The 24,655-nt window shown below is 67.0% G+C and carries 17 protein-coding genes and 2 pseudogenes; 6 read left to right on the top strand and 13 right to left on the bottom strand.

What is annotated here, in order from left to right; translation table 11 throughout:
• Positions 1-28: 28 nt before the first annotated feature.
• Positions 29-361 (bottom strand): ATP-dependent Clp protease adapter ClpS, encoded by a 333-nt coding sequence (gene clpS, locus ACVWWW_RS08925; RefSeq protein ID WP_027083103.1) that lies wholly within the window; start codon positions 359-361, stop codon positions 29-31.
• Positions 362-536: 175 nt separating this feature from the next.
• Between clpS and ACVWWW_RS08920 the strand changes: the two genes are divergently transcribed.
• From ACVWWW_RS08920 to ACVWWW_RS08895, 6 genes and pseudogenes are all read left to right on the top strand, one after another.
• Positions 537-1,013, top strand: a complete 477-nt coding sequence (locus tag ACVWWW_RS08920) for an NUDIX hydrolase (RefSeq protein ID WP_027083102.1) — start codon at positions 537-539, stop codon at positions 1,011-1,013.
• Positions 1,013-2,128 (top strand): tRNA 2-thiouridine(34) synthase MnmA, encoded by a 1,116-nt coding sequence (gene mnmA / locus ACVWWW_RS08915; protein WP_027083101.1) that lies wholly within the window; start codon positions 1,013-1,015, stop codon positions 2,126-2,128. Before ACVWWW_RS08920 ends, mnmA begins: the two co-directional genes overlap by 1 nt.
• A complete protein-coding gene (gene hflD / locus ACVWWW_RS08910) occupies positions 2,125-2,775 on the top strand; it encodes a high frequency lysogenization protein HflD (RefSeq protein WP_051235149.1) in 651 nt (216 codons plus the stop codon). Before mnmA ends, hflD begins: the two co-directional genes overlap by 4 nt.
• Before the next feature lie 122 nt (positions 2,776-2,897).
• Positions 2,898-5,579: pseudogene (gene acnA, locus ACVWWW_RS08905) on the top strand (aconitate hydratase AcnA); the annotation flags it as partial.
• 460 nt (positions 5,580-6,039) lie between these two features.
• Positions 6,040-7,722: a long-chain fatty acid--CoA ligase gene (locus ACVWWW_RS08900; protein WP_027083098.1), complete on the top strand. Its 1,683-nt coding sequence runs from the start codon at positions 6,040-6,042 to the stop codon at positions 7,720-7,722.
• Positions 7,723-7,873: 151 nt separating this feature from the next.
• Positions 7,874-8,731 carry a crotonase/enoyl-CoA hydratase family protein gene (locus ACVWWW_RS08895; RefSeq protein ID WP_027083097.1) on the top strand — a complete coding sequence of 286 codons (858 nt, stop codon included), beginning with the start codon at positions 7,874-7,876 and terminating at the stop codon, positions 8,729-8,731.
• A gap of 2 nt (positions 8,732-8,733) precedes the next feature.
• Here ACVWWW_RS08895 and ACVWWW_RS08890 read toward each other — a convergent pair whose 3' ends face one another.
• From ACVWWW_RS08890 to dapB, 12 genes and pseudogenes are all read right to left on the bottom strand, one after another.
• Entirely contained in the window at positions 8,734-10,908 is a 2,175-nt protein-coding gene (locus ACVWWW_RS08890) for an ATP-binding protein (protein ID WP_027083096.1), read from the bottom strand.
• Complete coding sequence (locus ACVWWW_RS08885; RefSeq protein ID WP_027083095.1) at positions 10,905-11,957, bottom strand: HD domain-containing phosphohydrolase; 1,053 nt, start codon at positions 11,955-11,957, stop codon at positions 10,905-10,907. Before ACVWWW_RS08885 ends, ACVWWW_RS08890 begins: the two co-directional genes overlap by 4 nt.
• A 126-nt stretch (positions 11,958-12,083) precedes the next feature.
• Positions 12,084-13,601 carry a lysine--tRNA ligase gene (gene lysS / locus ACVWWW_RS08880; RefSeq protein ID WP_027083094.1) on the bottom strand — a complete coding sequence of 506 codons (1,518 nt, stop codon included), beginning with the start codon at positions 13,599-13,601 and terminating at the stop codon, positions 12,084-12,086.
• A 97-nt stretch (positions 13,602-13,698) separates the two neighbouring features.
• A protein-coding gene (prfB, locus tag ACVWWW_RS08875; protein ID WP_155914283.1) for a peptide chain release factor 2 occupies positions 13,699-14,827 on the bottom strand; the annotation gives its coding sequence in 2 pieces (ribosomal slippage) (positions 13,699-14,751 and positions 14,753-14,827; 1,128 coding nt in all).
• A gap of 93 nt (positions 14,828-14,920) precedes the next feature.
• Positions 14,921-15,559: a YkvA family protein gene (locus ACVWWW_RS08870; RefSeq protein WP_051235147.1), complete on the bottom strand. Its 639-nt coding sequence runs from the start codon at positions 15,557-15,559 to the stop codon at positions 14,921-14,923.
• A gap of 95 nt (positions 15,560-15,654) precedes the next feature.
• Positions 15,655-17,376 carry a single-stranded-DNA-specific exonuclease RecJ gene (gene recJ, locus ACVWWW_RS08865; RefSeq protein WP_027083092.1) on the bottom strand — a complete coding sequence of 574 codons (1,722 nt, stop codon included), beginning with the start codon at positions 17,374-17,376 and terminating at the stop codon, positions 15,655-15,657.
• Positions 17,373-18,317, bottom strand: coding sequence for a hypothetical protein (locus ACVWWW_RS08860; protein WP_027083091.1), 945 nt, complete (start codon positions 18,315-18,317; stop codon positions 17,373-17,375). Before ACVWWW_RS08860 ends, recJ begins: the two co-directional genes overlap by 4 nt.
• A 3-nt stretch (positions 18,318-18,320) precedes the next feature.
• On the bottom strand, positions 18,321-18,797 hold the full coding sequence (greA, locus tag ACVWWW_RS08855) for a transcription elongation factor GreA (protein ID WP_027083090.1): 477 nt from the start codon (positions 18,795-18,797) through the stop codon (positions 18,321-18,323).
• A gap of 139 nt (positions 18,798-18,936) precedes the next feature.
• On the bottom strand, positions 18,937-22,179 hold the full coding sequence (gene carB, locus ACVWWW_RS08850; protein WP_027083089.1) for a carbamoyl-phosphate synthase large subunit: 3,243 nt from the start codon (positions 22,177-22,179) through the stop codon (positions 18,937-18,939).
• 7 nt (positions 22,180-22,186) lie between these two features.
• Positions 22,187-22,637: pseudogene (locus ACVWWW_RS08845) on the bottom strand (hypothetical protein).
• Positions 22,634-23,758 (bottom strand): glutamine-hydrolyzing carbamoyl-phosphate synthase small subunit, encoded by a 1,125-nt coding sequence (gene carA / locus ACVWWW_RS08840; protein WP_027083087.1) that lies wholly within the window; start codon positions 23,756-23,758, stop codon positions 22,634-22,636. Before carA ends, ACVWWW_RS08845 begins: the two are co-directional and overlap by 4 nt.
• Before the next feature lie 177 nt (positions 23,759-23,935).
• Positions 23,936-24,646, bottom strand: coding sequence for a 4-hydroxy-tetrahydrodipicolinate reductase (gene dapB / locus ACVWWW_RS08835; protein ID WP_027083086.1), 711 nt, complete (start codon positions 24,644-24,646; stop codon positions 23,936-23,938).
• Positions 24,647-24,655 lie beyond the last annotated feature (9 nt).

Below are 24,655 nucleotides of genomic sequence, written 5' to 3'. Positions count from 1 at the left end.
GGGGCCGGTAGCGCGGTTTAAACCGCTTTTAGGCCTTTTCCATCGTGCACAACAAGGGATGCTGGTTGATCCTTGCGTATTCGTTCACTTGCGACACTTTCGATTCGGCAATCTCGCGCGTGAAAACGCCGCATACGCCACGACCGCGGGTGTGCACATGGAGCATCACCTGTGTCGCTTTTTCGATGTTCATCGCAAAAAACCGCGTCAGGACATCCACTACGAAGTCCATCGGCGTGTAGTCGTCGTTCAGCAAAAGCACCGAGTACATCGGTGGCGGCGCGACTTCCGGCCGGCTGGTCTCGACCGCAAGGCCGTGCTGACCGTGTTGTTCCTGATCGTGCGTGGTGTGTTTCGGCATCGCACCAGTATAAGTCGCGCGACATGGACGGCCGCCGCGCGGCCCCGGCAGAATGCCGCTTTGGGTTCATGGGAACGATGATGCTGCGCAGCCCTGGTCGCACCGTTCCGACGGTGACACTGTGCATCCCGCGCGTCTCGCGTGGTGCGACGTTCGTCGCACGGGCCGTATTCGCGTGACGGCCGATCCGCGCTTCTGGCAACCGGACGTTACGGTCGCGACCGTCGTCATCGATGGCGGGCGCGTGCTCGTCGTCGAGGAACAGGTCGCCGGTCGGCTCGTCCTCAACCAGCCCGCAGGCCATCTGGAACCGGACGAGCCCATCGTCGAGGCCGCCATCCGCGAAACCCGCGAGGAGACCGGGTGGGACGTGCGGCCCACCGCGTTCGTCGGCGCCTACCAGTGGAAGGCGCCCTCGGTGAGCCTGGCGGGCGCCGAGCGCACCTACGTGCGGTTCGCGTTCGTGGCGGAGCCCCTGCACTTCGATCCGGCGCGTGCGCTGGACGAAGGCATCGTCCGCGCAATCTGGATGACGCCAGCGGAGCTCCAGGCCGAGTCCGCCCGCCATCGCAGTCCACTGGTCTGGCGCGTGGTGGCCGACGCCCTGGCCGGCCGTCGCTATCCGCTCGAACTCGTGACCGCGGTCGGCTGATGACGCAGGCGCGCACCATCGTCGGGATGTCGGGCGGCGTGGATTCGTCGGTCGCCGCACTACGCCTCCGCGATGAGGGCGAGCCCATCGCCGGGCTCTTCATGTCGAACTGGGCCGACGATGGCAGCGGCGACTGTCGCGCCGAAGACGATCGCCGCGACGCGGTGGCCGTCTGCGGACGCCTTGGACTGCCGATCCATTTCCGCGATTTCTCGAAGGAATACTGGGCCGGTGTGTTCGAGCATTTCATCGCCGAGTACGCCGCTGGTCGCACGCCCAATCCGGACGTGTTGTGCAACCGCGAGATCAAGTTCAAGCATTTCCTCGACGCCGCACACGAGCTTGGCGCCGAGCGCATCGCGACCGGCCATTACGCGCGGGTCGACGAGCGCGATGGCCGCTGGCGACTGCTGCGCGCGATGGATCGCAGCAAGGACCAGTCCTATTTCCTGCATCAGCTCGGCCAGCCGCAGCTGTCGGGCACGCTGTTTCCGCTCGGCGAGCTTCCGAAGACCGACGTCCGTCGCCTGGCCGCCGATGCCGGCCTGCCGACGGCCGCCAAGAAGGATTCCACCGGCATCTGCTTTATCGGCGAGCGCGACTTCCGCGAATTCCTCGGCCGCTACCTGCCCGCCCGCGAGGGCGAGATGCGTACGCCGGAAGGACTCTCGGTCGGCCGTCATCCCGGCGTCTTCTATTTCACCCTCGGCCAGCGCGAGGGTCTGGCGATCGGCGGTGTGCGCGGTCGCGAGCAGGCGCCGTGGTACGTCGTCGGAAAAGACGTGGCGACCAACGTGCTCTACGTCGAACAGGGCATCGATAATCCGTGGCTCATGTCGACCCGGCTCACCACCGAAACCGCGCACTGGATTTCCGGCGCCCCGCCCGCTGGCGAATTCGAATGCACCGCGCAAACGCGCTATCGCCAGAATGACGAGCCATGCCGCGTCGTCGTTCGCGCGAACGGCGCGCTGGACGTCGTGTTCCAGCGACCGCAACGCGCGGTGACGCCGGGGCAGTCGCTGGTGCTTTACGACGGCGACGCATGCCTCGGCGGCGCCGTGGTCGACACGACCGACGCGCCGCTCGACGCCTCACGCAGGGCCGCCGCATGACCCGCGCCACTTCCGAAATCGCTGCGTCGCTTGCGTCGGTCGAACCGATCTACGACCGCGTCGTCGCGCTCGCCGGGCTGCTGCAGGCGCTCGCTCAGGTGCGACGCATCGCCGACACCGGCGAGTCGAACGAGGAGATCCTCGAGACCTGCATCGGCTCGCTGTTCCGGTTCGATGCGCGCACCACGGCCGATGTCTATGGCGGGCTCGAAAACGTGCGTCCCGGATTGCTGCTGCTACGCGATTACCTCTCGGGCGCACAGCGCGACGAAGCACTGCCGCGCCTCGCGATGCCGGTGATGCAGCTCGAACGCCGCTTCGTGCGGGATGACGCCATGACCGAACGCGTGCGTCGCGGCCTCGAAGTGCTGGCGCCGCGCGCGGAAACGTCCGGCGTCACGCATCCCGACATCATCGCGCCCATCGGCCAGCTGTATTCGCAGACGCTCAGCACGCTGCGGCCGCGCGTGCTCGTCCAAGGCAATCCGCACTACCTCGGGCAGCCGCGCGTGGTCGGCGAAGTCCGTGCCGTGCTGCTGGCGGCCGTGCGATCGGCCGTGCTGTGGCGGCAGCGCGGCGGCACGTTGTGGGATTTCGCGTTCCAGCGGCGTGCGATGTCGGCCGCTGTCGACGCGCACCTGGGTTGAGCCTGCCCGTACGACGCCGGATGCGGCATAATTAGCGGGTTTTCCGGGGCGATTCGTTCCGGCCGGCCTTTAGCGCCGCCGATGCAGACCGCCGCGTTCCCTGCCGCCTCCACGGAGCCCTCATGGCCGACTCCTTCGCCACCCGCGCGCAGCTTGCCGTCAATGGCAAGTCCTACACCTACTTCAGCCTGCCGACGCTGGGCCAGCGCTTCAACCTGGCGCACCTGCCCTACTCGATGAAGATCCTGCTGGAGAACCTGCTCCGGCATGAGGACGGCGTCACCGTGCTCCCCGAGCATGTCGAGGCGGTTGCGACGTGGGATCCGAAGAGCGAATCGGATACCGAAATCGCCTTCATGCCGGCGCGCGTCGTGCTGCAGGATTTCACCGGCGTTCCCTGCGTGGTCGACCTCGCCGCCATGCGCGACGCGGTGACCAAGCTCGGCGGTTCGCCCAAGCAGATCAATCCGCTGATTCCGTCCGAGCTGGTGATCGACCACTCGGTGCAGGTCGACGTCTACGGTCGCCAGGACGCGGCCGACATCAACGGCCGCATCGAGTTCGAGCGCAACATGGAGCGTTACAGCTTCCTGCGCTGGGGCCAGAAGGCGTTCGACAACTTCAAGGTCGTGCCGCCCAACACCGGCATCGTCCACCAGGTGAACCTCGAGAACCTCGCCCGCGTCGTGGTCGAGCGTGAGGTCGATGGCGTGCTGCAGGCGTTCCCGGACACCGTGTTCGGCACCGACTCGCACACCACGATGATCAACGGCATTGGCGTGCTCGGCTGGGGCGTCGGCGGTATCGAGGCCGAGGCCGCGATGCTGGGCCAGCCGTCTTCGATGCTGATTCCGCAGGTCGTCGGCTTCAAGCTCAAGGGCGCGATGCCGGAAGGCGCGACCGCGACCGACCTCGTGCTTACCGTCACTCAGATGCTTCGTGCGCTGGGCGTTGTCGGGAAGTTCGTCGAGTTCTTCGGCGAAGGCCTGCAGCACCTGCCGCTCGCCGACCGCGCGACCATCGCCAACATGGCGCCGGAATACGGCGCGACCTGCGGCATCTTCCCGATCGACGCCGAAGCGCTGAACTATCTGCGCCTGTCCGGCCGCAGCGACGAGCAGATCGCGCTGGTCGAGCAGTACGCGAAGGCGCAGGGCCTGTGGCACGACGCCGCGACCGCCGAAGCCTCGTACTCCGCGGTGCTCGAACTCGACCTCGGCGACGTCAAGCCGTCGCTGGCCGGGCCGAAGCGCCCACAGGACCGCGTGCTGCTGGAGAAGGTCAAGGACAACTACAACGCGAACCTCGGCGGCCTTACGTCGAACCGCGATGCGAAGAAGTCCGAGCTCAAGCGTTTCGACGCGGAAGGCGGCGACCAGCCGCAGGCCGATCACCTGGCCGCGAAACCGCGTTCGAAGATCCGCATGAAGGAGCAGGACGTCGAGCTCGTCGACGGCGCGGTCGTCATTGCTGCGATCACCTCGTGCACCAACACGTCGAACCCCGCCGTGATGCTCGGCGCCGGCCTGCTCGCGCGCAACGCGAACCGCCTCGGCCTCAAGAGCAAGCCGTGGGTCAAGACGTCGCTCGGACCGGGATCGCTGGTCGTCACCGACTACCTGCGCAAGGCCGGTGTGCTCGGCGATCTGGAGCAGCTCGGTTTCGACGTCGTCGGTTATGGCTGCACGACGTGCATCGGCAACTCCGGCCCGCTGCCGGACGAAGTGTCGCGCGGCATCGCCGAGAACGACCTCGTCGTGACGTCGGTACTGTCCGGCAATCGCAACTTCGAGGGCCGCGTGCATCCCGAAGTGAAGATGAACTACCTCGCTTCGCCGCCGCTGGTGGTCGCCTACGCGCTCGCCGGCACGGTCGACATCGACCTGACGACGGAGCCGCTCGGTACCGGCAGCAACGGCCAGCCGGTGTTCCTGCGCGACATCTGGCCGAGCAACAAGGAAATCGGCGACACGATCGCCGCGACCGTCGGCCCCGAGTTGTTCAAGCAGAACTATGCGGACGTGTTCAAGGGCGATTCGCGCTGGAACGAGATCGCGTCGCCGCAGGGCGAGTCGTTCGAGTGGAGCGAGGCGTCGACCTACATCAAGAACCCGCCCTACTTCGACGGCATGTCGATGGACGTCGGCCTGATCAACGACGTGCACGGCGCGCGCATCCTCGGCCTGTTCGGCGACTCGATCACCACCGACCACATCTCGCCGGCCGGCAACATCAAGAAGGATTCGCCGGCGGGCCGTTTCCTGATGGAGCGCGGCGTGCAGCCGGCCGACTTCAACAGCTACGGCAGCCGTCGCGGCAACGATGACGTCATGGTGCGCGGCACGTTCGCCAACATCCGCATCAAGAACCTGATGCTCGGTGGCGAGGAAGGCGGCAACACGCTGTACTACTCCGACGCGCAGCCGGAAAAGCTGGCGATCTACGACGCGGCCATGAAGTACAAGGCCGCCGGCGTGCCGCTGGTGGTGTTCGCGGGCAAGGAATACGGCACCGGTTCGTCGCGCGATTGGGCGGCGAAGGGCACGAACCTGCTGGGCATCAAGGCCGTCGTCGCCGAGAGCTTCGAGCGCATCCACCGCTCGAACCTGGTCGGCATGGGCGTACTGCCCCTGCAGTTCATGGCCGGCGAGAACGCCCGCGTGCTGGGTCTGGAAGGCTCCGAGACGATCGACATCGAAGGCCTCAACGACGGCGCGAGCAAGACCGCGACCGTGGTGGCGCGTCGCGGCGACGGTTTCGAGAAGCGCTTCGAAGTGCGCGTGCTGCTGCTGACGCCGAAGGAAGTCGAGTACTTCCGCCACGGCGGCATCCTGCACTACGTGCTGCGCCAGCTGGCTTCGAAGAAGGCGGCGTAACGCACGTTGATCGGGCGGAAGCCCGGCCCTCGCGGCTCAGCGGCGAGGGCGCTCGACGAAGCGCGCGGCCGCGCCGCGCAAGCGCTTCGCCTCGCCCACCACGGCGGCATCCTGCATTACGTGCTTCGCCAGCTGGCTTCGAAGAAGGCGGCGTAACGCACCGCCTGACGCCGCAACGGACGGGACGCTTCGGCGTCCCGTCTCGTTTCCGGCATTCGCCAGACGCCCGAGCCCGCTGAGCCGTACAGATTCGGCTTTTGCGGCCGATGCCTTTTACGCTGCACCGCGCCTTGCGACGCTCGCGAGGCGTGTGATCCAATCCGGCGACCGTACGGGGCCGCATCCGACGGCGCATCATCAGAAGCGGCGAAAACGAAGGGGAAATCGCATGACGCAAGACCGGCCCTGGCTGGCGAGCTATCCCGCCGGTGTACCGGCCGAGGTCGACGTGGATGAATTTCCGTCGATCGTGTCCGTCCTGCAGAGCGCCATCGCGAAGTACCGCGACCGCCCCGCGTTTTCCAGTCTCGGCAAGACCATCACGTATGCGGAAGTCGACGCGCTGAGCGCGCGCTTCGCGGCCTACCTGCTCGGTGAGCTCAAGCTCAAGCGCGGCGATCGCGTCGCGATCATGATGCCGAACTGCCTGCAGTATCCGATCGCTCTGTTCGGCGTGCTGCGCGCAGGCCTGACGGTGGTCAACGTCAATCCGATGTACACCGCGCGCGAGCTGCGTCATCAGCTCGACGACGCGGGCGCGGTCGCCATCCTTGTGATGGACAACTTCGCGCACACCGTGCAGGAAGTGCTGCACGACACGCCGCTCAAGCACATCATCACGACTGCACTCGGCGACTGCCTCGATTTCCCGAAGCGCACCGCGGTCAACTTCGTCGTCCGCTACGTCAAGAAGATGGTGCCGGACTACGACATCCCGCACGCGATCCGCTTCAACGACACCATCGATGCCGGCGAGCACCTGCCCTTCAAGGATGCGGATGTCGACATCGAGCCCGAGGACATCGCGTTCCTGCAGTACACCGGCGGCACGACCGGCGTCGCGAAGGGCGCGATGCTCACCCATCGCAATCTCGTCGCGAACATGCAGCAGGCCGCAGCGTGGATCGGCACGAACGTGCGTTACGGCGAAGAAACCATCGTCACCGCGTTGCCGCTGTATCACATCTTCGCATTGACGGCGAACGGGCTCGTCTTCATGAAGTTCGGTGGTTTGAACCACATGATCACGAACCCGCGCGACATGCCGGGCTTCGTGAAAGAACTCAAGAAGACGAAGTTCACGGCGATCACCGGCGTCAACACATTGTTCAACGGCCTGCTCAATACGCCGGGCTTCGAGTCGATCGACTTCTCCGGTCTGCATCTCACGCTCGGCGGCGGCATGGCCGTGCAGCGTTCGGTCGCCGAGCGCTGGAAGCAGGTCACCGGTTGCACGCTCGTCGAAGCGTACGGGCTGACGGAAACGTCGCCGGCGGCGTGCATCAATCCGATGGATCTGAAGGATTACAACGGCGCGATCGGCCTGCCGATTCCGTCGACCGATGCATGCCTGAAGGACGACGACGGCCACGTGCTCGGCACCGGCGACATCGGCGAGCTCTGCATCAAGGGCCCGCAGGTGATGCGCGGCTACTGGAACCGTCCCGAAGAGACCGCGAAGGTCGTCGACGCCGATGGCTGGCTGCACACCGGCGACATGGCGCGGATGGACGAGAATGGTTTCTTCTACATCGTGGATCGCAAGAAGGACATGATCCTGGTGTCCGGCTTCAACGTGTATCCGAACGAAGTCGAAGATGTCATCGCGATGATGCCGCAGGTGCTCGAAGTCGCCGCAGTCGGCGTGCCGGACGAGCGTTCGGGCGAAGCGGTGAAAGTGGTGATCGTGCCGAAGGATCCGTCGCTGACCGCCGAACAGGTGATCGCGCATGCGCGCGAAAACCTCACGGGCTACAAGCTTCCGCGCTACGTGGAGTTCCGCAAGGAGCTGCCGAAGACGAACGTCGGCAAGATCCTGCGTCGCGAATTGAGGGAAGCGGTACCGGCGTGACGTTTTTCCGCCGCGTATGACGCATACAGGCCCGCTTCGGCGGGCCTGTCTTTTGCATGCGGGGCCGGGTGTAGGATCGGCTGGTGGGCACCACCTGATCGCCCGCGCCCACCAGCGTCCGCGGGCGGTTCCCCTTCAAGGACCCGCAGAAATGAGCACGATCGAATCGTTGCACCGCGCACGACTCCACCCGACAGTCCGGGTGGACGCCGACATCAATGGCGCCGGCGACTGGCTGTACATGCACGCCGACCACGCCGCCGGCATCCGCCCCTGCTTCCGCGTCGAACTGATGCACGACATGTGGTCGATGCTGTCGGAAGTATCCGCATCGTCGTCAATCAATAGCCCGTTGCGTCACGTCGTGCTGGCGTCGGATGCGCCGGGCGCGTTCAATCTCGGCGGCGATCTCGCCTTGTTCGCGAGCCTGATCCGCGCGGGCGATCGCGATGGATTGATGAGCTACGCGACACGTTGCATCGATGGCGTGCATCTTCTGCATGACGGGCTGGGTGGCGACGTGCGCACGATCGCGCTGGTGCAGGGCGACGCGCTCGGCGGCGGCATGGAACTCGCGTTGGCGTGCCAGGTCATCGTCGCGGAGGAACGCAGCGAGATGGGCCTGCCGGAAGTGCTGTTCGGCCTGTTCCCGGGCATGGGTGCGTACTCGTTCCTGAGCCGTCGCGTCGCGCCGCACCAGGCCGAGCGCCTGATCCTCGAGGGCCGCATCCTGCCCGCCGAAGAACTGCATCGCATGGGCATCGTCGACGTGCTGGCGCCGAAGGGCCAAGGCGAGCGCGTGGTCCGCGAACTGATCCGACAGGAGCAGCGTGCGCCGCATGCCCATCTCGCGCTCAACCGCGTGCGTCGCGCCGCGCGTTCGGTCAGCTACGACGAACTGCTCGAGATCACCGCGATCTGGGTCGACGCCGCGCTTCAGCTCGACGATCGCTCCCTGCGCACCATGGAGCGCATCGTCCGCGCGCAGGCGCGTCGTTCGGCGCGCTGAGGTCAGTCCGACCGCAGCGCGGGATCGTTGCGTCCGTCGCGGCTTCTGCGGGCCGCGAGGATGTCGCGACCCTGCGTGAGGCGTTCCCGCAGGCTGTCGAGGCGCAGCCGCCATTCGCGGGAAAGCTGCCAGTCCGGCAAACGCATCATCTCGCCCGCGAGCAGCGAGAGCCGGACCAGGCCGACATTGCCCGCCACGCCTTTCACGGCGTGGGCGTGCTCGCGCATTTCCGTCCAGTCGCCGCGCGTCGCGCATTCTTCCATCAGCGTGATGCCGCGTTCCGCGTCCGCCATGCATTCGCTGGTGAACTCGCGCTCGAACGCATCACCCATGCCGATCGACGCAAGCTCGTCGAGTACGGCGGGGTCGAACACCGTGTCGTCGTTGCGTTCGGCTACGGGCGCCGCAGGTTTCGCGGCTCGCGTTGGCATGCCCTCGCGCTCCGCGACGTCGCCGAGCATGTCGAGCAACTTTGCGGTGGAAACGGGCTTTGCGAGGAAGCCCCAAGCGCCAGCGTCGTGGCAGCCCTGGATGGCCGACGGCGTGACGTCGGCGCTGAGGATGACGACCGGCGTGCGCGAGGTGCTGCCGGCCTCCATCACCCGCAGATGGCGCAGCATGTCGACGCCGCTCATGCCGGGCATGTGCAAGTCGCAGATCACGAGGTCGAAATGGGACTCGGCGAGGAGGTCGAGCACCTCCTCCGCGCCGTCCACGCAGGTCGAGCGATGGCCGGCTTTCTGCAGCAGGCGCTGCAGCACCATGCGGTTTGCGGCGTTGTCGTCTGCCACCAGCACGTGCAGCGGACGGACGCGTGCACGGTGGCGCAGGAACGGGTTGCTGAAGGCGATGACGTTCTTGCCGAGCGGCGCGGGTTCGCCGTTCGCTGACGCGACGTCGGCAGTCATCGGCTCGGCAGCGGGCGCGACCGTCTGGAACGGCAGCTGCACCCAGAAGCGCGTGCCCTCGCCTTCCGTGCTCTCGAAGCCGATCGTGCCACCCATGGCCTCGGTGAGGCCCTTGGCGATCGTGGTGCCCAGGCCCGTGCCACCGTAGCGACGCGCAAGGCCGGCGTCGGCCTGTTCGAACGCATCGAACAGCCGGCGACGCATCTCGGTCGGGATACCGATGCCGGTATCGATGACGGTGAAACGCAGCCGCGTGCGGTGCCCGTCCTGCAGCACGCTCTCGACCTGCAGCGCGACCGAGCCGCGGTCGGTGAACTTCACCGCGTTGCCGACGAGGTTGATCAGCACCTGGCGCACGTGCGCGACGTCGCCGGCCACGCGCTCTGGCACGTCGTCGCTGACGGAGACGCGGTAGTCGAGGTGCTTCGAACGCGCCTGCGGTTGCAGGATCAGGCCGATGCTCGCGACCAGTTCGCGAACGTCGAAGTCGGCGTTGTGGAGCTTGAGCTTGCCGGCTTCGATCGCCGAGATGTCGAGCACGTCCTCGACCAGGCCCATGAGCGTGCGCGTGGACGCCTGGATCGTGTTGAGGCACTCGCGCTGTTCGGCGTCGAGATCGGTCGCCGCCAGCACTTCGGTCATGCCGCCGAGGCCGTTGAGCGGTGTGCGGAACTCGTGCGACATGTTCGCGAGGAAGCGGCTCTTTGCCTCGTTCGCGCGGCGCGCCTCTTCCGTCGCGCGCGTCAGCGCGGCGAGCAGGCTGGTGAGGTACATCGGTATCGCGACGAGGCCGACGAGCAGGCCGACGCCGAGCGGCAGGTTCGCGTGCCAGTAACTCGACTTGGCGAGCACGAGCCCGAAGGACAGCGTCGCCGCGGCAACTGCGCCATGCAGATAGCGACGCCCGAAGCGAAGGCCGTTGCCGACCGTCACCCACATGATCAGGATGTAGACCCAGGCGATCGGCTCGCCCATGCGGATCATCGCTGCGGCCATCAGGCCGTAATCGGCGGCCATGCCGACCAGGCGTCGCGCGTGGTTGCGGCCCGGCGACGCGTACATCCAGCCGAGGATCGCGGCGCCGATCACGAAGCCCGCCACGACCATCGCCATGACGTCGTAGTACGCGTTCGACTGGCTGTCGTGCGGGCCGATCAGCAGGTAGGCGAGCACGACGCCGAGCGCAGCGATGCGCACCGTCGCCTGGCCATGCTCGCTGTCCTCGCGGGCCGCGAACCGCTGGCGGACGTGGCGCAGCGCGGCGATCATGACAGCCGGCCCCGCGGCGAACGGAAACTCTCGCACAGCGCTTCGAGCTGGCGCCGCGCCGACACAAGGACCTGCACGCACTGCGGATCGAACAGGCGACCGCGCTGGGCGTAGAGATGCGCGAGCGCCGCGTCGATCGCCCACTCGTGCTTGTACGGCTGCTCGGAGATCAGCGCGTCGAAGACGTCGGCGACGGCCACTATGCGCGCCTCGATCGGAATCGCGTCACCGACCAGGCCATGCGGATAGCCGCTGCCATCGAAACGTTCGTGATGGCCGAGCGCGATGCGCGCTGCGAGTTCGAGGAACGGCGTGCCGCTGCCCGAGAGCAGGTCATGACCGATTTCCGGGTGACGGCGCACCAGCGCCATCTCGTCGTCCGACAGCGGGCCGGGCTTGTGCAGCACCGCATCGGGTAGCGCGATCTTGCCGATGTCGTGTAGCGGCGTCGCCTGCTCGAGCAGGCTGACCTCGTCGTCGAACAGCCCGACACCGCGCGCGATCATGCCGGCCACGGCCGACATGCGCTGCAGGTTCGGATGCGCGCCGCCGTCGCGGTATTCGACCGCTCGCGCCAAGCGCGTCAGCATCTGGCGTTCGCGCTCGGCGATCTGCTGGAGCGTCGTCTGCAGGCGATGCTCGAGCGACAGCGCACGCTGCTTCACGTTCTCGGATTGCTGGCGCAGCTGGAGCAGATTGCGGCAGCGCGCGCGCAGTTCGCGCGGGCGAACCGGCTTGACCAGGAAATCGATGACGCCAGCATCGAGCGCGGCCTGGCGGATCGGCTCGTCGCCGACCACGGTGACCAGGATGATCGGGATATCGCGATGGCGCGGCAGGCGACGGAAGCGGCGCGCGAATTCCAGCCCGTCGATGCCGGGCATGCGGTAGTCGAGCAGCAGCAGATCCGGATCGTTCGAGGCACACCAGTCCAGCGCGGCCTGCGGTTCACCGAAATCGTGGACGCTCAGCTCTGCGCCGATGTCCTCGATGATGTGGCGCAGCATCGTGCGTGCGCTGGTCTGGTCATCGACGATGACGACATTCATTGGACCATCCGTTGGCGAGACACCGGTACGGCGGCTGTGGGCCGAGGATAGCGCGGTGGCCAGCCGGTGGCACCGCGCCCTGCTCCTCGTTTATCGGCCGCCCAGCCGGCGTACTTGAGCGTGGGGTCAGCCCGCCTGCTCGGGCCGCATGTACGGGAACAGCAGAACGTCGCGGATGGAGGCGCGATCCGTGAGCAGCATCACGAGACGATCGATGCCGATGCCCAGACCGCCGGTCGGCGGCAGGCCGACCTCCAGCGCGCGGATGTAGTCGGCGTCGAAATGCATGGCTTCGTCGTCCCCGCCCTGCTTCTGCTCGACCTGCGCCTGGAAGCGCGCAGCCTGGTCTTCGGGGTCGTTGAGCTCCGAGAAGCCGTTGGCGAGTTCCTTGCCGCCGACGAACAGCTCGAAGCGGTCGGTGAGTTCCGGGTCCAGGTCGTTGGCGCGCGCCAGCGGGCTGACCTCGACCGGGTGATCGGTGATGAAGGTCGGCTGCACGAGCGTGTGCTCGACCGTCTTCTCGAAGACTTCCAGCAGCAGCTTGCCCCAGCCGTACGACGGCTTGACCGGGATGCGCAGCCGCGCGCAATGCGCACGCATCTCCTCGAGGTCGCGCAGGTCTTCGCGTGCGATCTCAGGGTTGAGTTCGAGTACCGCATCGGTCATCGACCAGCGACGGAAGCGCGGGCCGAGGTCGATCGGCGCGCCTTCCCATTCGATCGACGTCGTCCCGAGCACGTCCTGCGCGCAATGGCGGATCACGTCTTCGGTCAGGTCCATGATCTCGGTGTACGTGGCGTAGGCCTCGTACAGCTCGAGCATCGTGAACTCGGGGTTGTGTCGGGTCGACACGCCCTCGTTGCGGAAGTTGCGGTTGATCTCGTACACGCGCTCGAGGCCGCCGACAACGAGGCGCTTGAGATAGAGCTCAGGCGCGACGCGCAGATACAGCTCGAGGTCGAGCGCGTTGTGATGCGTGACGAACGGCTTCGCAGTCGCGCCGCCGGGGATGTAATGCATCATCGGCGTCTCGACTTCGAGGAAGCGCCGCGCGTCCAGCCATGCGCGCATCGCACGGATGATCTTGCTGCGCTTGACGAAGACGTCGCGCGATTCCGGCGTCACGATGAGGTCGACGTAACGCTGGCGATAACGCTGCTCGATGTCCGCCATGCCGTGGAACTTGTCGGGCAGCGGACGCAGCGCCTTGGTCAGCAGGCGCAGCGACGTGGCCTTGATCGACAGCTCGCCGGTGCGAGTGCGCGTCAGCTCGCCTTCGACCGCAACGATGTCGCCGAGGTCGAGTTCCTTGAACACGTCGAACGCATCGCCGAGCAGGTCCTTCTTCAGCCAAAGCTGCACGCGGCCCGATTCGTCCTGGATCTGTGCGAAGCCGGCCTTGCCCATGTCGCGCTTGAGCAGCACGCGGCCACCGAGCGCGACGCGGCGCGGCGCGGCTTCGAGCGCTTCCGCGGTCCACTGTTCGGCATTGGCGAACTCGCCCTGCAGGTCACCCGCGTAATGCGCTCGCTTGAAATCGTTCGGGAACGCGATGCCATTCGCGCGAAGTTGCGCGAGTTTCGCGCGCCGCTCGGCGATCAGGAAGTTCTCGTCGGTCGGCGGCGTGGCGGTGCTGTCGGTCATCGTGGCGTTCGCTGGGGCCCGCATTTGGCAGGCCAGGAGTTCAAGGGATAAGGCCGATGGTAGCGGCCGTGCGCCCCGCAGTGCGCGGGGCGTCGGATCAGGCGGCGTCGGTGCGTTTGGCGCCGACTTCGAGGCCTGCTTTCAGGCTCGCCTCGACGAACTCGTCGAGATCGCCGTCGAGCACCTTCTGCGTATCGCTGCGCTCGATGCCGGTGCGCAGATCCTTGATGCGGCTCTGGTCGAGCACGTAGTTGCGGATCTGGCTGCCCCAGCCGATGTCGGACTTGGTGGCTTCGACCGCGTCGCGTTCGGCGTTGCGCTTCTGGATCTCGAGCTCGTACAGCTTCGCGGCGAGCATCTTCATCGCGTTGTCGCGGTTCTGGTGCTGGCTGCGACCGGTCTGGCACGCGACGACGATGTTGGTTGGAATGTGCGTGATGCGCACGGCCGACTCGGTCTTGTTGACGTGCTGGCCGCCGGCGCCGGACGAACGATAGACGTCAGTGCGCAGGTCCGCCGGATTGATCTCGATGTCGATGTTGTCGTCGACTTCGGGCGACACGAATACCGAGGTGAAGCTCGTGTGCCGGCGGTTGTCCGAGTCGAACGGCGACTTGCGCACGAGGCGATGCACGCCCGTTTCGGTCTTGAGCCAGCCGTAGGCGAAATCACCTTCCACGCGCAGCGTCGCGGACTTGATGCCCGCGACGTCGCCACCGCTGGCTTCCATCAGTTCGGTCTTCCAGCCGCGCGATTCGCACCAGCGCAGATACATGCGCAGCAGGATTTCGGCCCAGTCCTGCGCCTCGGTGCCACCCGCGCCCGCCTGGATGTCGACAAACGCATTCGCCGTGTCCATCTTTCCGGAGAACATGCGGCGGAACTCGAGCTGCTCGACGTCCTTCGCGTAACGCTCGACGTCGTCGACGACCGCCTTCGCGGTGTCCTCGTCGTCTTCCATTTCCGCGAGTTCGAGCAGCTCGCCGGCGCCGACGAGGCCGTCGGTGAGGCTGCGGATGCCGTGGACGACCTTCTCCAGCGACGAGCGCTCGCGGCCCAGGGCCTGCGCGCGTTCGGAGTCGTTCCACACGTCGGGGCTCTCGAGCTCCCGGTTTACTTCTTCAAGACGTTCGACCTTGTGGTCGAAGTCAAAGATACCCCCTGAGCGAATCCAGCCGACCGCGGAGGTCGGCGATTCGCTGGCGAACGGGATTCAGCTCGATCATGTCGGTGCGGTTGAATCGAAGGACCGGCAATTCTACCAATGCCGGTGGCCTTCGATGCCGAATGCCGCGCCCGAAATGCGGGTTCTCGTGCTCTCAGCGGAAGCGGAACGCCGAGCTCCGCCCGTTCGACGGCGAGTACGGGCGGATCGGCCCGTAGCCGCTGCTGCTGCCGTAGCCGGTGCCGAACCCGCTGCCGAAACCGCCGCTGAAATCGCGCGAGCGGCGGCGGCGCATGCGGTCCTGCAGTTCCTGTCGGCGGCTGTCCAGCCAGTCCGCGCGACCAACCGCCGCAGCGTCCATGCCGCGACGCTCGGCCTCGCGATCGCGGAACTCGGTGAAGTCGTCATAGGCGTCGAGTTCGTGGCGCAGCTCGCGCGCGCACAGCTCGATCATGATCGCGTCGTCGACGAAGCCGAGCACCGGCACGGTGTCCGGAATCGCGTCCGATGTGGCGGCGAAATACACCAGCGCCGCGCGCACGTTCGAGGCATCGTTGTCGCCGAGCGCCCAGCCTTCGTCGCGCATCATCGCGATGAGGTTGTCGAGCACGAGCAGGCGGTCCTTTACGAACTGCGGCGGGTTGCTGTCGTGCGCCTTGCGCAGCATGTCCGTGGCGGCGCTCACCACCTGCTGGTTGGTGAGGTCGGCGCCACGCTGGCGCGCGATGTCGGCCGCACGCGCGAAGTGCTTGAGGTCATCGTCGGATAGATCGATGTTGACGGTCAGCGGCATCGCACGTTCTCCGGGAGGGACGCCGGCTCAGGTTATGGGATGCCGCAGGTCGCGCCAATTGCCCCTTGGGGCAGCGCAAATGCACGCAAATGCGCCTAAACGGCGCCTTCGCGGTGGACGACGACCAGCTGGACGGCGTCGCCGCCGCGGTAGTCGTCCGGTTCGAGTCGATAGGCGATGCGCACGCGGTTCGGCGGCGCATTGCCGCGCCAGCCACCGAACTCGATCGCGTTGAGACGCAGGCCGCCAAGGCTCAGTTCGAGCTTGAGGTGGCGCTCGCCGACGATCCGCCAGTTCAGCACTTCGAACTCGCCGTCGAACTGGGGCTCCGGGAACCCCTGCCCCCATGGCCCGCCGTCCCGCAGCGCTTCGGCGCAGGCGCGCGCCATCTCGCCGGGCGCGAGTTCGCCGTCGCTCAGCACCTCGGCCTGCAGCAGGTCGGGCGTGAGCAACCCGGCGGCGACGTCCTGCATCAGCGACGAGAACTCGGCGAGCCCGTCCATGCGCAGGCTGAGCCCCGCCGCCATCGCGTGGCCGCCGAAGCGGTCGACGAGTGAAGGACGACGCGACGACACGGTGGCCAGCGCGTCGCGGATGTGGAAACCCGGCACCGATCGCGCGGAACCGCGCAGCAGGTCGGAACCCGGCGCGGCGGGCGCGAACGCGACGACAGGCCGGTGCAAGCGCTCCTTGATCTTCGACGCCACCAGGCCGACCACGCCCGGATGCCATTCGGGGTCGAACAGGCAAATCGCATGCGGCAGATCGCCGCCAGGCAGCTCGACGCGCGCCAGCGCCCGCTCCGCCTCGTCGACCATCTGTTGTTGCACTGCGCGACGCTCGCCGTTGATCTCGTTGAGCATCTGCGCGATTTCGCGTGCGCGCGAGAGGTCGTCGGTGAGCAGGCATTCGATGCCGAGCGACATGTCTTCCAGTCGGCCCGCGGCGTTGATTCGCGGCGCGACGGCGTAGCCGATGTCAGTCGCACCGAGGCGCGCGAGTTCGCGCTGCGAGACTTCGACGAGTGCGCGTAGCCCGGCGCATACCTGCCCCCCGCGCATACGACGCAAACCTGCGGCCACGAGCGCTCGGTTGTTGGCATCGAGCTGCACAAGGTCCGCGACGGTGCCGACGGTGACCAGGTCGAGCAATTGCGAAAGATCCGGCTCGTTCGACGGCAGTTTCCCCTGCTCGCGCAGATGCTTACGCAGCGCGAGCAGCACGTAGAAGATGACGCCGACGCCGGCGAGCGACTTGCTCGCGAATCCGTCGCCGCGCACGTTCGGGTCGACGATGGCATCGGCCGGCGGCAACGCTTCGCCCGGCAGATGATGGTCGGTAACCAGCACCTTCCAGCCGCGACCCTTTGCCGCGCTCACGCCGGCATGGCAAGCGATGCCGTGGTCGACGGTGACCACAAGATCCGGCTGCATCGGCGCAAGTTCGTCGACCATCGCCGGCGTCAGGCCGTACCCGTGCACGATGCGATTCGGCACCGCGAACGACACGCGTCTCGCGCCGAGCATGCGCAGGCCACGCACGCCGACCGCGCAGGCCGTCGCGCCGTCGCAATCGAAGTCTCCGACGACCACGATGTGCGCGTCGTTCGCGATCGCATCGGCCAGCAGGCGCGTCGCGGCATCGAGGCCGCCCATCGTTTCCGGCGGGTGCAGCTGCGCGAGTTTCGGACGCGCCTGTTCGAGCGATGTCGCGCCGCGCATCGCGTACACGCGTGCAAGCACCGGGTGCAGGCCGTGCGCCCAAGGGCCGGGAATCACCACGGGACGACGCACGAGTCGGGCGGTAAAGCGGCTCATTCGTCGTCGCGTTCGGCCAGGACGCGCAGTGGGCGCTTCCAGAATCGCAGCGACTGCGACCGGCGCACGTCGAAGCGCGTGCCCTCGGCCCACATAAGGCTGAACGTTGCGACCTGCTTCTTCGCGATGGCGTCCAACGCGGGCTCGATCCAGTCGGCGGACAGCCGGTCGAGCCGGCGTTCGTAGCGCAAGTCGACGGCGAGGTTCTGCTCGGGCGTGGTCCACGCGCCCGGCGGCGCGATCGACGCACCTGCTAGCTGCGCGAATGCGCCGACCGTCGCGTCATGCGAGCGAATCGCCGCATAGCGCGTGGTGACGTGATCGGGCAGACGCCCCGCGCCCCAGAACCAGATCGAATTGACGGGCGCCACTCCGCGATTCAGGCGATCGGCATTGACCGGATGGTGATGCAGCAGCACCTGCGCTTCGGACATCAGTGCACGCCAGCGCTTGCCTTCCGCGCCCTGCGGCATCTGGTCGAACAGGTCGCTGCCGAGCGCGTCGTCGGGCGAGATGAACGCGGGCAGCGGCGAACCCGCAGCGAGTCGCAGGTACCAGGCGTTCGGACGGCCGGCGTCGATCGGCATACCCGCGTCGCCGAACAACGGACGCAGCGGGCGCAGCAATGTTTCCGCGGTGTCGGCGTCGAGCCCGAGCATGTCGCCGACCGCGAGCAGTCGCGCGCCGTTGATGTCGGCGCGTACGTAAGCCGGATCTGCGCGAAGCCAAGAAGAATCGCGCGCATCACCCGCTTCGACCTGCCGCGTCACCGCAGCGGCAGGCCAGCCGCGCGGCAGCACGTCGAACAGCGCTTCGACGCCGGTTTTCGCATCGAACCGATCCGCACGACCCAACGCGCGCGCCACCGACGCAGGCAACGCTTCGCCCGCGAACCGCGAGCGCGGCGGCAGGACGAGCGCGACGTCGACGGGCGCGATCACGGGTCAGCCGACGTAGCTGACGCTCAGGATCTCGTATTCGCGCGTGCCGCCCGGCGCTTCGATCGTCACCGTGTCGCCCTCGCTCTTGCCGATCACGGCACGCGCGACCGGCGACGAGATCGCGATCAGCCCCTGCTTGATGTCGGCCTCAAGGTCGCCAACGATCTGGTACGTCTTCTCTTCGTCGGTATCGACGTCGGCCAGCTTCACCGTGGCGCCGAACACCACGCGCGAACCCGCGTTGAGCTTGGCGACGTCGATGACTTCCGCGTGCGACAGCTCGCTCTCCAGCTGCTTGATTCGGCCTTCGATGAAGCCCTGCTGCTCGCGGGCGGCGTGGTACTCCGCGTTTTCCTTCAGGTCGCCGTGGGCGCGCGCTTCGGAAATCGCGTTGATGACCGCCGGGCGCTGCACGGACTTCAGGTTCTCGAGTTCGGCGCGCAAACGCTGCGCACCTTGGGCGGTGATCGGAGCTCTCATGGGATTCCTTGGTGGCGACCGGCGTCGAGCGCCGGCGTCAAAATTCGATGGTCGATTGTGCCGCGTCCGGGCCGGGATGCGGGGCCGGGAAACGCGACCGGCCGCACGTGGCGGCCGGCCATGGGCGATTTCAGGCGGGTCAGACGATGCTGGCGTGCAGTTCCTGCAGCGACCAGACCGGGCCGGTGCCGCGGTATTCGAGCGACTGCAGTAGGGCGCGGGCACCCGACACGGTCGTCGAATACGTGACGCGATGTTGCAGCGCTTCGCGGCGGATCGAGAACGAGTCGGCGATCGCCTGACGGCCTTCGGTCGTGTTCACGATGTAGGCGATCTCACCGTTCTTGATCAGGTCGACGACATGCGGCCGGCCCTCGATCACCTTGTTGATGATCTCGCAGGCGACGCCGTTTTCCTGCAGGAAGGCACCCGTGCCGCGCGTCGCGACGAGTGTGTAACCACGCGCGACGATCTCCGCCGCCACCGGCAGCACGCGCTGCTTGTCAGGATCACGCACCGAGACGAACACCTTGCCCGCCGACGGCAATGCGCGGATGCCCGCGGCTTCATGCGCACGCGCGATTGCGGCGCCGAAGTTGCGGCCGACGCCCATCACTTCGCCGGTCGAACGCATCTCCGGCCCGAGGATCGGATCGACGCCCTGGAACTTCGCGAACGGGAAGATCGCTTCCTTCACCGAGAAGTAGTCGGGGACGATTTCCTTCGTCGCGCCCTGCTCCGCCAGCGTCATGCCGGCCATGCAGCGCGCGGCGATCTTCGCAAGCGGCATGCCGATCGCCTTCGACACGAACGGCACGGTGCGCGATGCACGCGGGTTCACTTCGAGCAGGAAGATGGTGTCGCTGCCGTCGGCTTCCTGCTGGATCGCGAACTGCGTGTTCATCAGGCCGATGACCTTCAGCGCACGCGCCAGCGCGACAACCTGCTCGCGCAGCCGATCCTGCGTCGCCTTCGACAGCGTGTACGGGGGCAGCGAGCATGACGAGTCGCCGGAATGCACGCCGGCTTCCTCGATGTGCTCCATCACGCCACCGATCAGAACGTTGCCGTCCTTGTCCGCGATGATGTCGACGTCGACTTCGACCGCGTGGTCGAGGAAGCGGTCGAGCAGCACCGGCGAATCGTTCGACACCTTCACTGCGTCTCGCATGTAGCGCGCGAGGTCGCTGTCGGCGTGCACCACTTCCATCGCGCGGCCGCCGAGCACGTAGCTCGGGCGGACAACGAGCGGGTAGCCGATCTCGCGCGCGAGCACGAGCGCTTCGTCCGGATTGCGGGCCGTGCGGTTCGGCGGCTGCCTCAGGCCGAGGTCGTCGACCAGCTTCTGGAAGCGTTCGCGATCTTCGGCGAGGTCGATGCTGTCGGGCGACGTACCGATCACCGGCACGCCGTTCGCTTCGAGCGCGCGTGCGAGCTTCAGCGGCGTCTGCCCGCCGTACTGGACGATCACGCCGAAGGGCTTCTCGAGATCGACGATCTCCAGCACGTCCTCAAGCGTCAGTGGCTCGAAGTACAGGCGATCGGACGTGTCGTAGTCGGTCGAGACGGTTTCCGGGTTGCAGTTGACCATGATGGTCTCGAACCCGTCGTCGCGCAGCGCCAGTGCGGCGTGCACGCAGCAGTAGTCGAACTCGATGCCCTGCCCGATGCGGTTCGGGCCGCCACCGAGCACGATGATCTTCTTGCGATCCGTCGGATTCGCCTCGCATTCGTCCTCGTAGGTCGAGTACATGTACGCGGTTTCCGTCGCGAACTCGCCGGCGCAGGAATCGATGCGCTTGTAGACCGGACGGACCCCGAACGCGCGGCGTAGTGCACGCACTGCGGTTTCGTCGGTGCCGGTGAGCTGTGCGAGGCGCGCGTCGGAGAAACCCATGCGCTTGAGCGCGCGCATGCGGCGTGCGTCGAGCGCCGCAAGGCCCGCGGTCGCGACATCGCTTTCGGCCTGCACGATCTCCTCGATCTGGTCGAGGAACCAGCGGTCGACGTGCGACAGCGCGTGGATGTCCTCGACGCTCATGCCGGCGCGGAACGCATCGCCGATGTGGAACATGCGCTCGGCGCCGGGTTCCTTCAGCTCGCGACGCAGCGTGGCCATGTCCTCGTTGCTCGAAAGGTCGAGGCCGGTGGGATCGAGGCCGACCTTGCCAGTCTCCAGCCCGCGCAGCGCCTTCTGCAGCGATTCCTGGAAGGTGCGGCCCATCGCCATCACCTCGCCCACCGACTTCATCTGCGTGGTGAGACGCGCGTCGGCCTGCGGGAACTTCTCGAATGCGAAGCGCGGAATCTTGGTGACGACGTAGTCAATCGACGGCTCGAACGATGCCGGCGTCTGCCCGCCGGTGATCTCGTTACGCAGCTCGTCCAGCGTGTAGCCGACGGCGAGCTTCGCCGCGACCTTCGCGATGGGAAAGCCCGTCGCCTTCGACGCCAGCGCCGACGAACGCGAGACGCGTGGGTTCATTTCGATGACGACGACGCGGCCATCGTGAGCATTGACGCCGAACTGCACGTTCGAGCCACCGGTATCGACGCCGATCTTGCGCAGCACCGCGATCGATGCATCGCGCAAGCGCTGGTATTCCTTGTCCGTGAGCGTCTGTGCGGGCGCGACGGTGATGCTGTCGCCGGTGTGCACGCCCATCGCGTCGAAGTTCTCGATGCTGCATACGATGATGCAGTTGTCCGCCTTGTCGCGGACCACTTCCATCTCGAATTCCTTCCAGCCCAGCACCGATTCCTCGACGAGGATTTCGTGCACGGGCGAGAGCTCGAGGCCACGCTTGGCGATCTCCTCGAACTCCTCCTTGTTGTAGGCGATGCCGCCGCCGGTGCCGCCCAGCGTGAAGCTAGGCCGGATGATCGTCGGGAAGCCGACGGTGGTCTGGATCTGCACCGCCTCCTCGAAGCTGCGCGCGACCGCCGCCTTCGGGCAATCGAGACCGATCTCCGCCATCGCGACGCGGAACAGCTCGCGGTCTTCGGCCATGCGGATCGCATCGCGCGATGCGCCGATCAGCTCGACGCCGTACTTCTCCAGCACGCCGTTGTCGGCGAGGTCCAGCGCGCAGTTGAGCGCGGTCTGTCCGCCCATCGTCGGCAGCAGCGCGTCGGGCTTTTCCTTGGCGATGATCTTCTCGACCGTCTGCCAGGTGATCGGCTCGATGTAGACCGCATCCGCCATGTCGGGGTCGGTCATGATCGTCGCCGGGTTGCTGTTGACCAGCACCACGCGGAAGCCCTCGTCGCGCAGCGCCTTGCAGGCCTGCACGCCGGAGTAGTCGAACTCGCACGCCTGTCCGATGACGATGGGGCCCGCGCCGATGATCAGCACGGTCTTGATGTCGGTGCGCTTGGGCATCGTGTCCTCAGTACAGTCGGTTCTGCCACCGCGACGGCGGCAGCCAGGTGATTCGGTCCGGATCGGTCGCGTCGACGGCGCCATTGCGCACGGCGTCGCGGATCGCGGACTGCATGTCGCTCCAGCTACGCGCGGTGGAACCGATGCGCGCGCCGAGCAGGTTGTTATGCGCATCCATCGCGCGGCCGTCGTTGCCGATGCCGTCGTGCTCCATCACGTGTGTCACCCAGTCGACGCAACGCGGCGACAACGTGTACGCGACGGTCGCGCTCGCAAGCGAGTGGCGGTATGCGTCGGCGGGGCCCGTTACGTCCGCCCGGAAGATGCGCCTGGAAGAAGTGCACGTACGTCGCGCCGAGCACGAACGCCGGATAGGCGCCGAGCGCGAGAGCAACGACAGCCCAACGACGCCAGCGACGGCGCCGCGAGCGACCGTCGGCAGCGCCCGCTGCGCTCAACGCGCGGACTCCATCGCGTCGATGAAGCGATCGAACAGCGGTGCGACGTCGTGCGGACCCGGGCTCGCTTCCGGATGACCCTGGAAGCTGAAAGCCGGGGCGTCGGTGACGGCGATGCCCTGGTTGCTGCCATCGAACAGCGAGCGATGGGTGACGCGCACGTTGCCGGGCAGCGTCGCTTCATCGACTGCGAAACCGTGGTTCTGGCTGGTGATCAGCACGCGCCCGCTATCTAGGTCCTGCACCGGATGGTTCGCACCGTGGTGGCCGAATTTCATCTTCAGCGTGCGTGCGCCGACCGCAAGCCCGAGGATCTGGTGACCGAGGCAGATGCCGTAGACCGGCAGCTTGCGTGAGAGGAACTCCCGCGTCGCCTCGATCGCGTAGGTACACGGCTCCGGATCGCCCGGGCCATTCGACAGGAACACGCCGTCGGGCTTCATCGCGAACACGTCGGCCGCCGGCGTCTGTGCCGGCACCACCGTGAGGCGACATCCGCGCGAGGCCAGCATGCGCAGGATGTTGAGCTTGATGCCGAAGTCGTACGCGACCACGTGGAAACGGTCGTCGCCTTGTGCGAACGAATCGCTATCGAGATCGAGTTCCGTCTCGCGCCACTCGTAGGACGTGCGCGTGCAGACTTCCTTCGCCAGGTCCATGCCCTTGAGGCCCGGGAACTTGCGTGCGGCTTCGAGCGCGCGGTCCACATCGATCTCGCCCGCCATCAGCGCGCCGTTCTGCGCGCCGCGGTCGCGCAGGATGCGCGTGAGCTTGCGGGTGTCGATGTCGGAAATTGCGACCACGCCTTTCGCCGCGAGCCATTCCGGCAGCGACTGCTGCGAGCGCCAGTTGCTCGGGCGCTTGGGTACGTGGCGGACGATCAGGCCGGCGGGCCACACCGTCTTGGCTTCGTCGTCCTTTTCGGTCGTGCCGGTATTGCCGATGTGCGGATAGGTCAGCGTCACGATCTGCCGTGCGTACGACGGATCGGTCACCACTTCCTGGTAGCCGGTCATCGCGGTGTTGAACACGACTTCGCCGACGGACAGGCCGGGCGCGCCGACCGAAACGCCCTCGAAGATCGTTCCGTCTTCGAGCGCGAGGATCGCAGGTTGATTCACGGGGATCGCCTGTGCTGCCAGAGGATGCCGAGCCCTGCAAGCGCCGGATCGCGGCTGCAGAAAATCGCGGACGCGGTGCGGGACCGGTCCGACGAAGGGCTTCAGGCGAGCGAGAATTCTAGACGCAAGGCGCGCGCGGTTCCAGCGGCAGTCGAGACTTCTGCGGTGAAATCGTCGTCAGTCGAGCAGATCGGCGACGCGGTAGGCGCCCGGAGCGCGACCCTGAAGTCGCCGGGTGACGTGCAGTGCGCCGCGCGCGAAGATGTCGCGGTTGGTCGCACGGTGGATGAGCTCGATGCGCTCGCCCGCCGTGGCGAACTGGACGGTGTGCTCGCCGACGATGTCACCGGCGCGCAGCGAGGCGTAGTGCGGCTCGGCGCCGCCGACTTCGGCCCGTGCGCCCAGTGCGAGCGCGGTGCCGGAGGGCGCGTCCTTCTTGTGGACGTGGTGGGACTCGACGATGTCGCAGTCCCAGTCGGCCAGAACGCGGGCGGCGCGCTCGACGAGATCACCGAGGACCGCGACGCCGAGGCTGAAATTCGCGGCCCAGACGACGGGGATCTTGGTCGCTGCGTTCGCGAGCGTCTCGCGCTGCGCGTCGGACAACCCCGTCGTGCCCGAAACGAACGCGGCACCGCGCCTCACGCACAGGTCAAGCGCCGCGTCGAAGGCTTCCGGCAGGCTGAAATCGATGGCGACGTCGAATTCCGGCGCGCTGTCGAGCGACACCGCGTCGATGGCTGCAACGCCAGCCGGCAGGTCCGCCGGCGCCCGGCGCGCTGCGGCCGCGACCACACGCAGGTCGTCGCGTTCGGCCGCCAGACGCATCAGGGCCTGGCCCATGCGGCCGGAAGCGCCGTGAATCAGCAGTTGGGTCGGTTCGGTCATCGCGCGAGG

This window comes from Lysobacter sp. HA18 (genome assembly GCF_054057595.1).
This window is presented reverse-complemented; position numbering and strand designations above follow the sequence as displayed.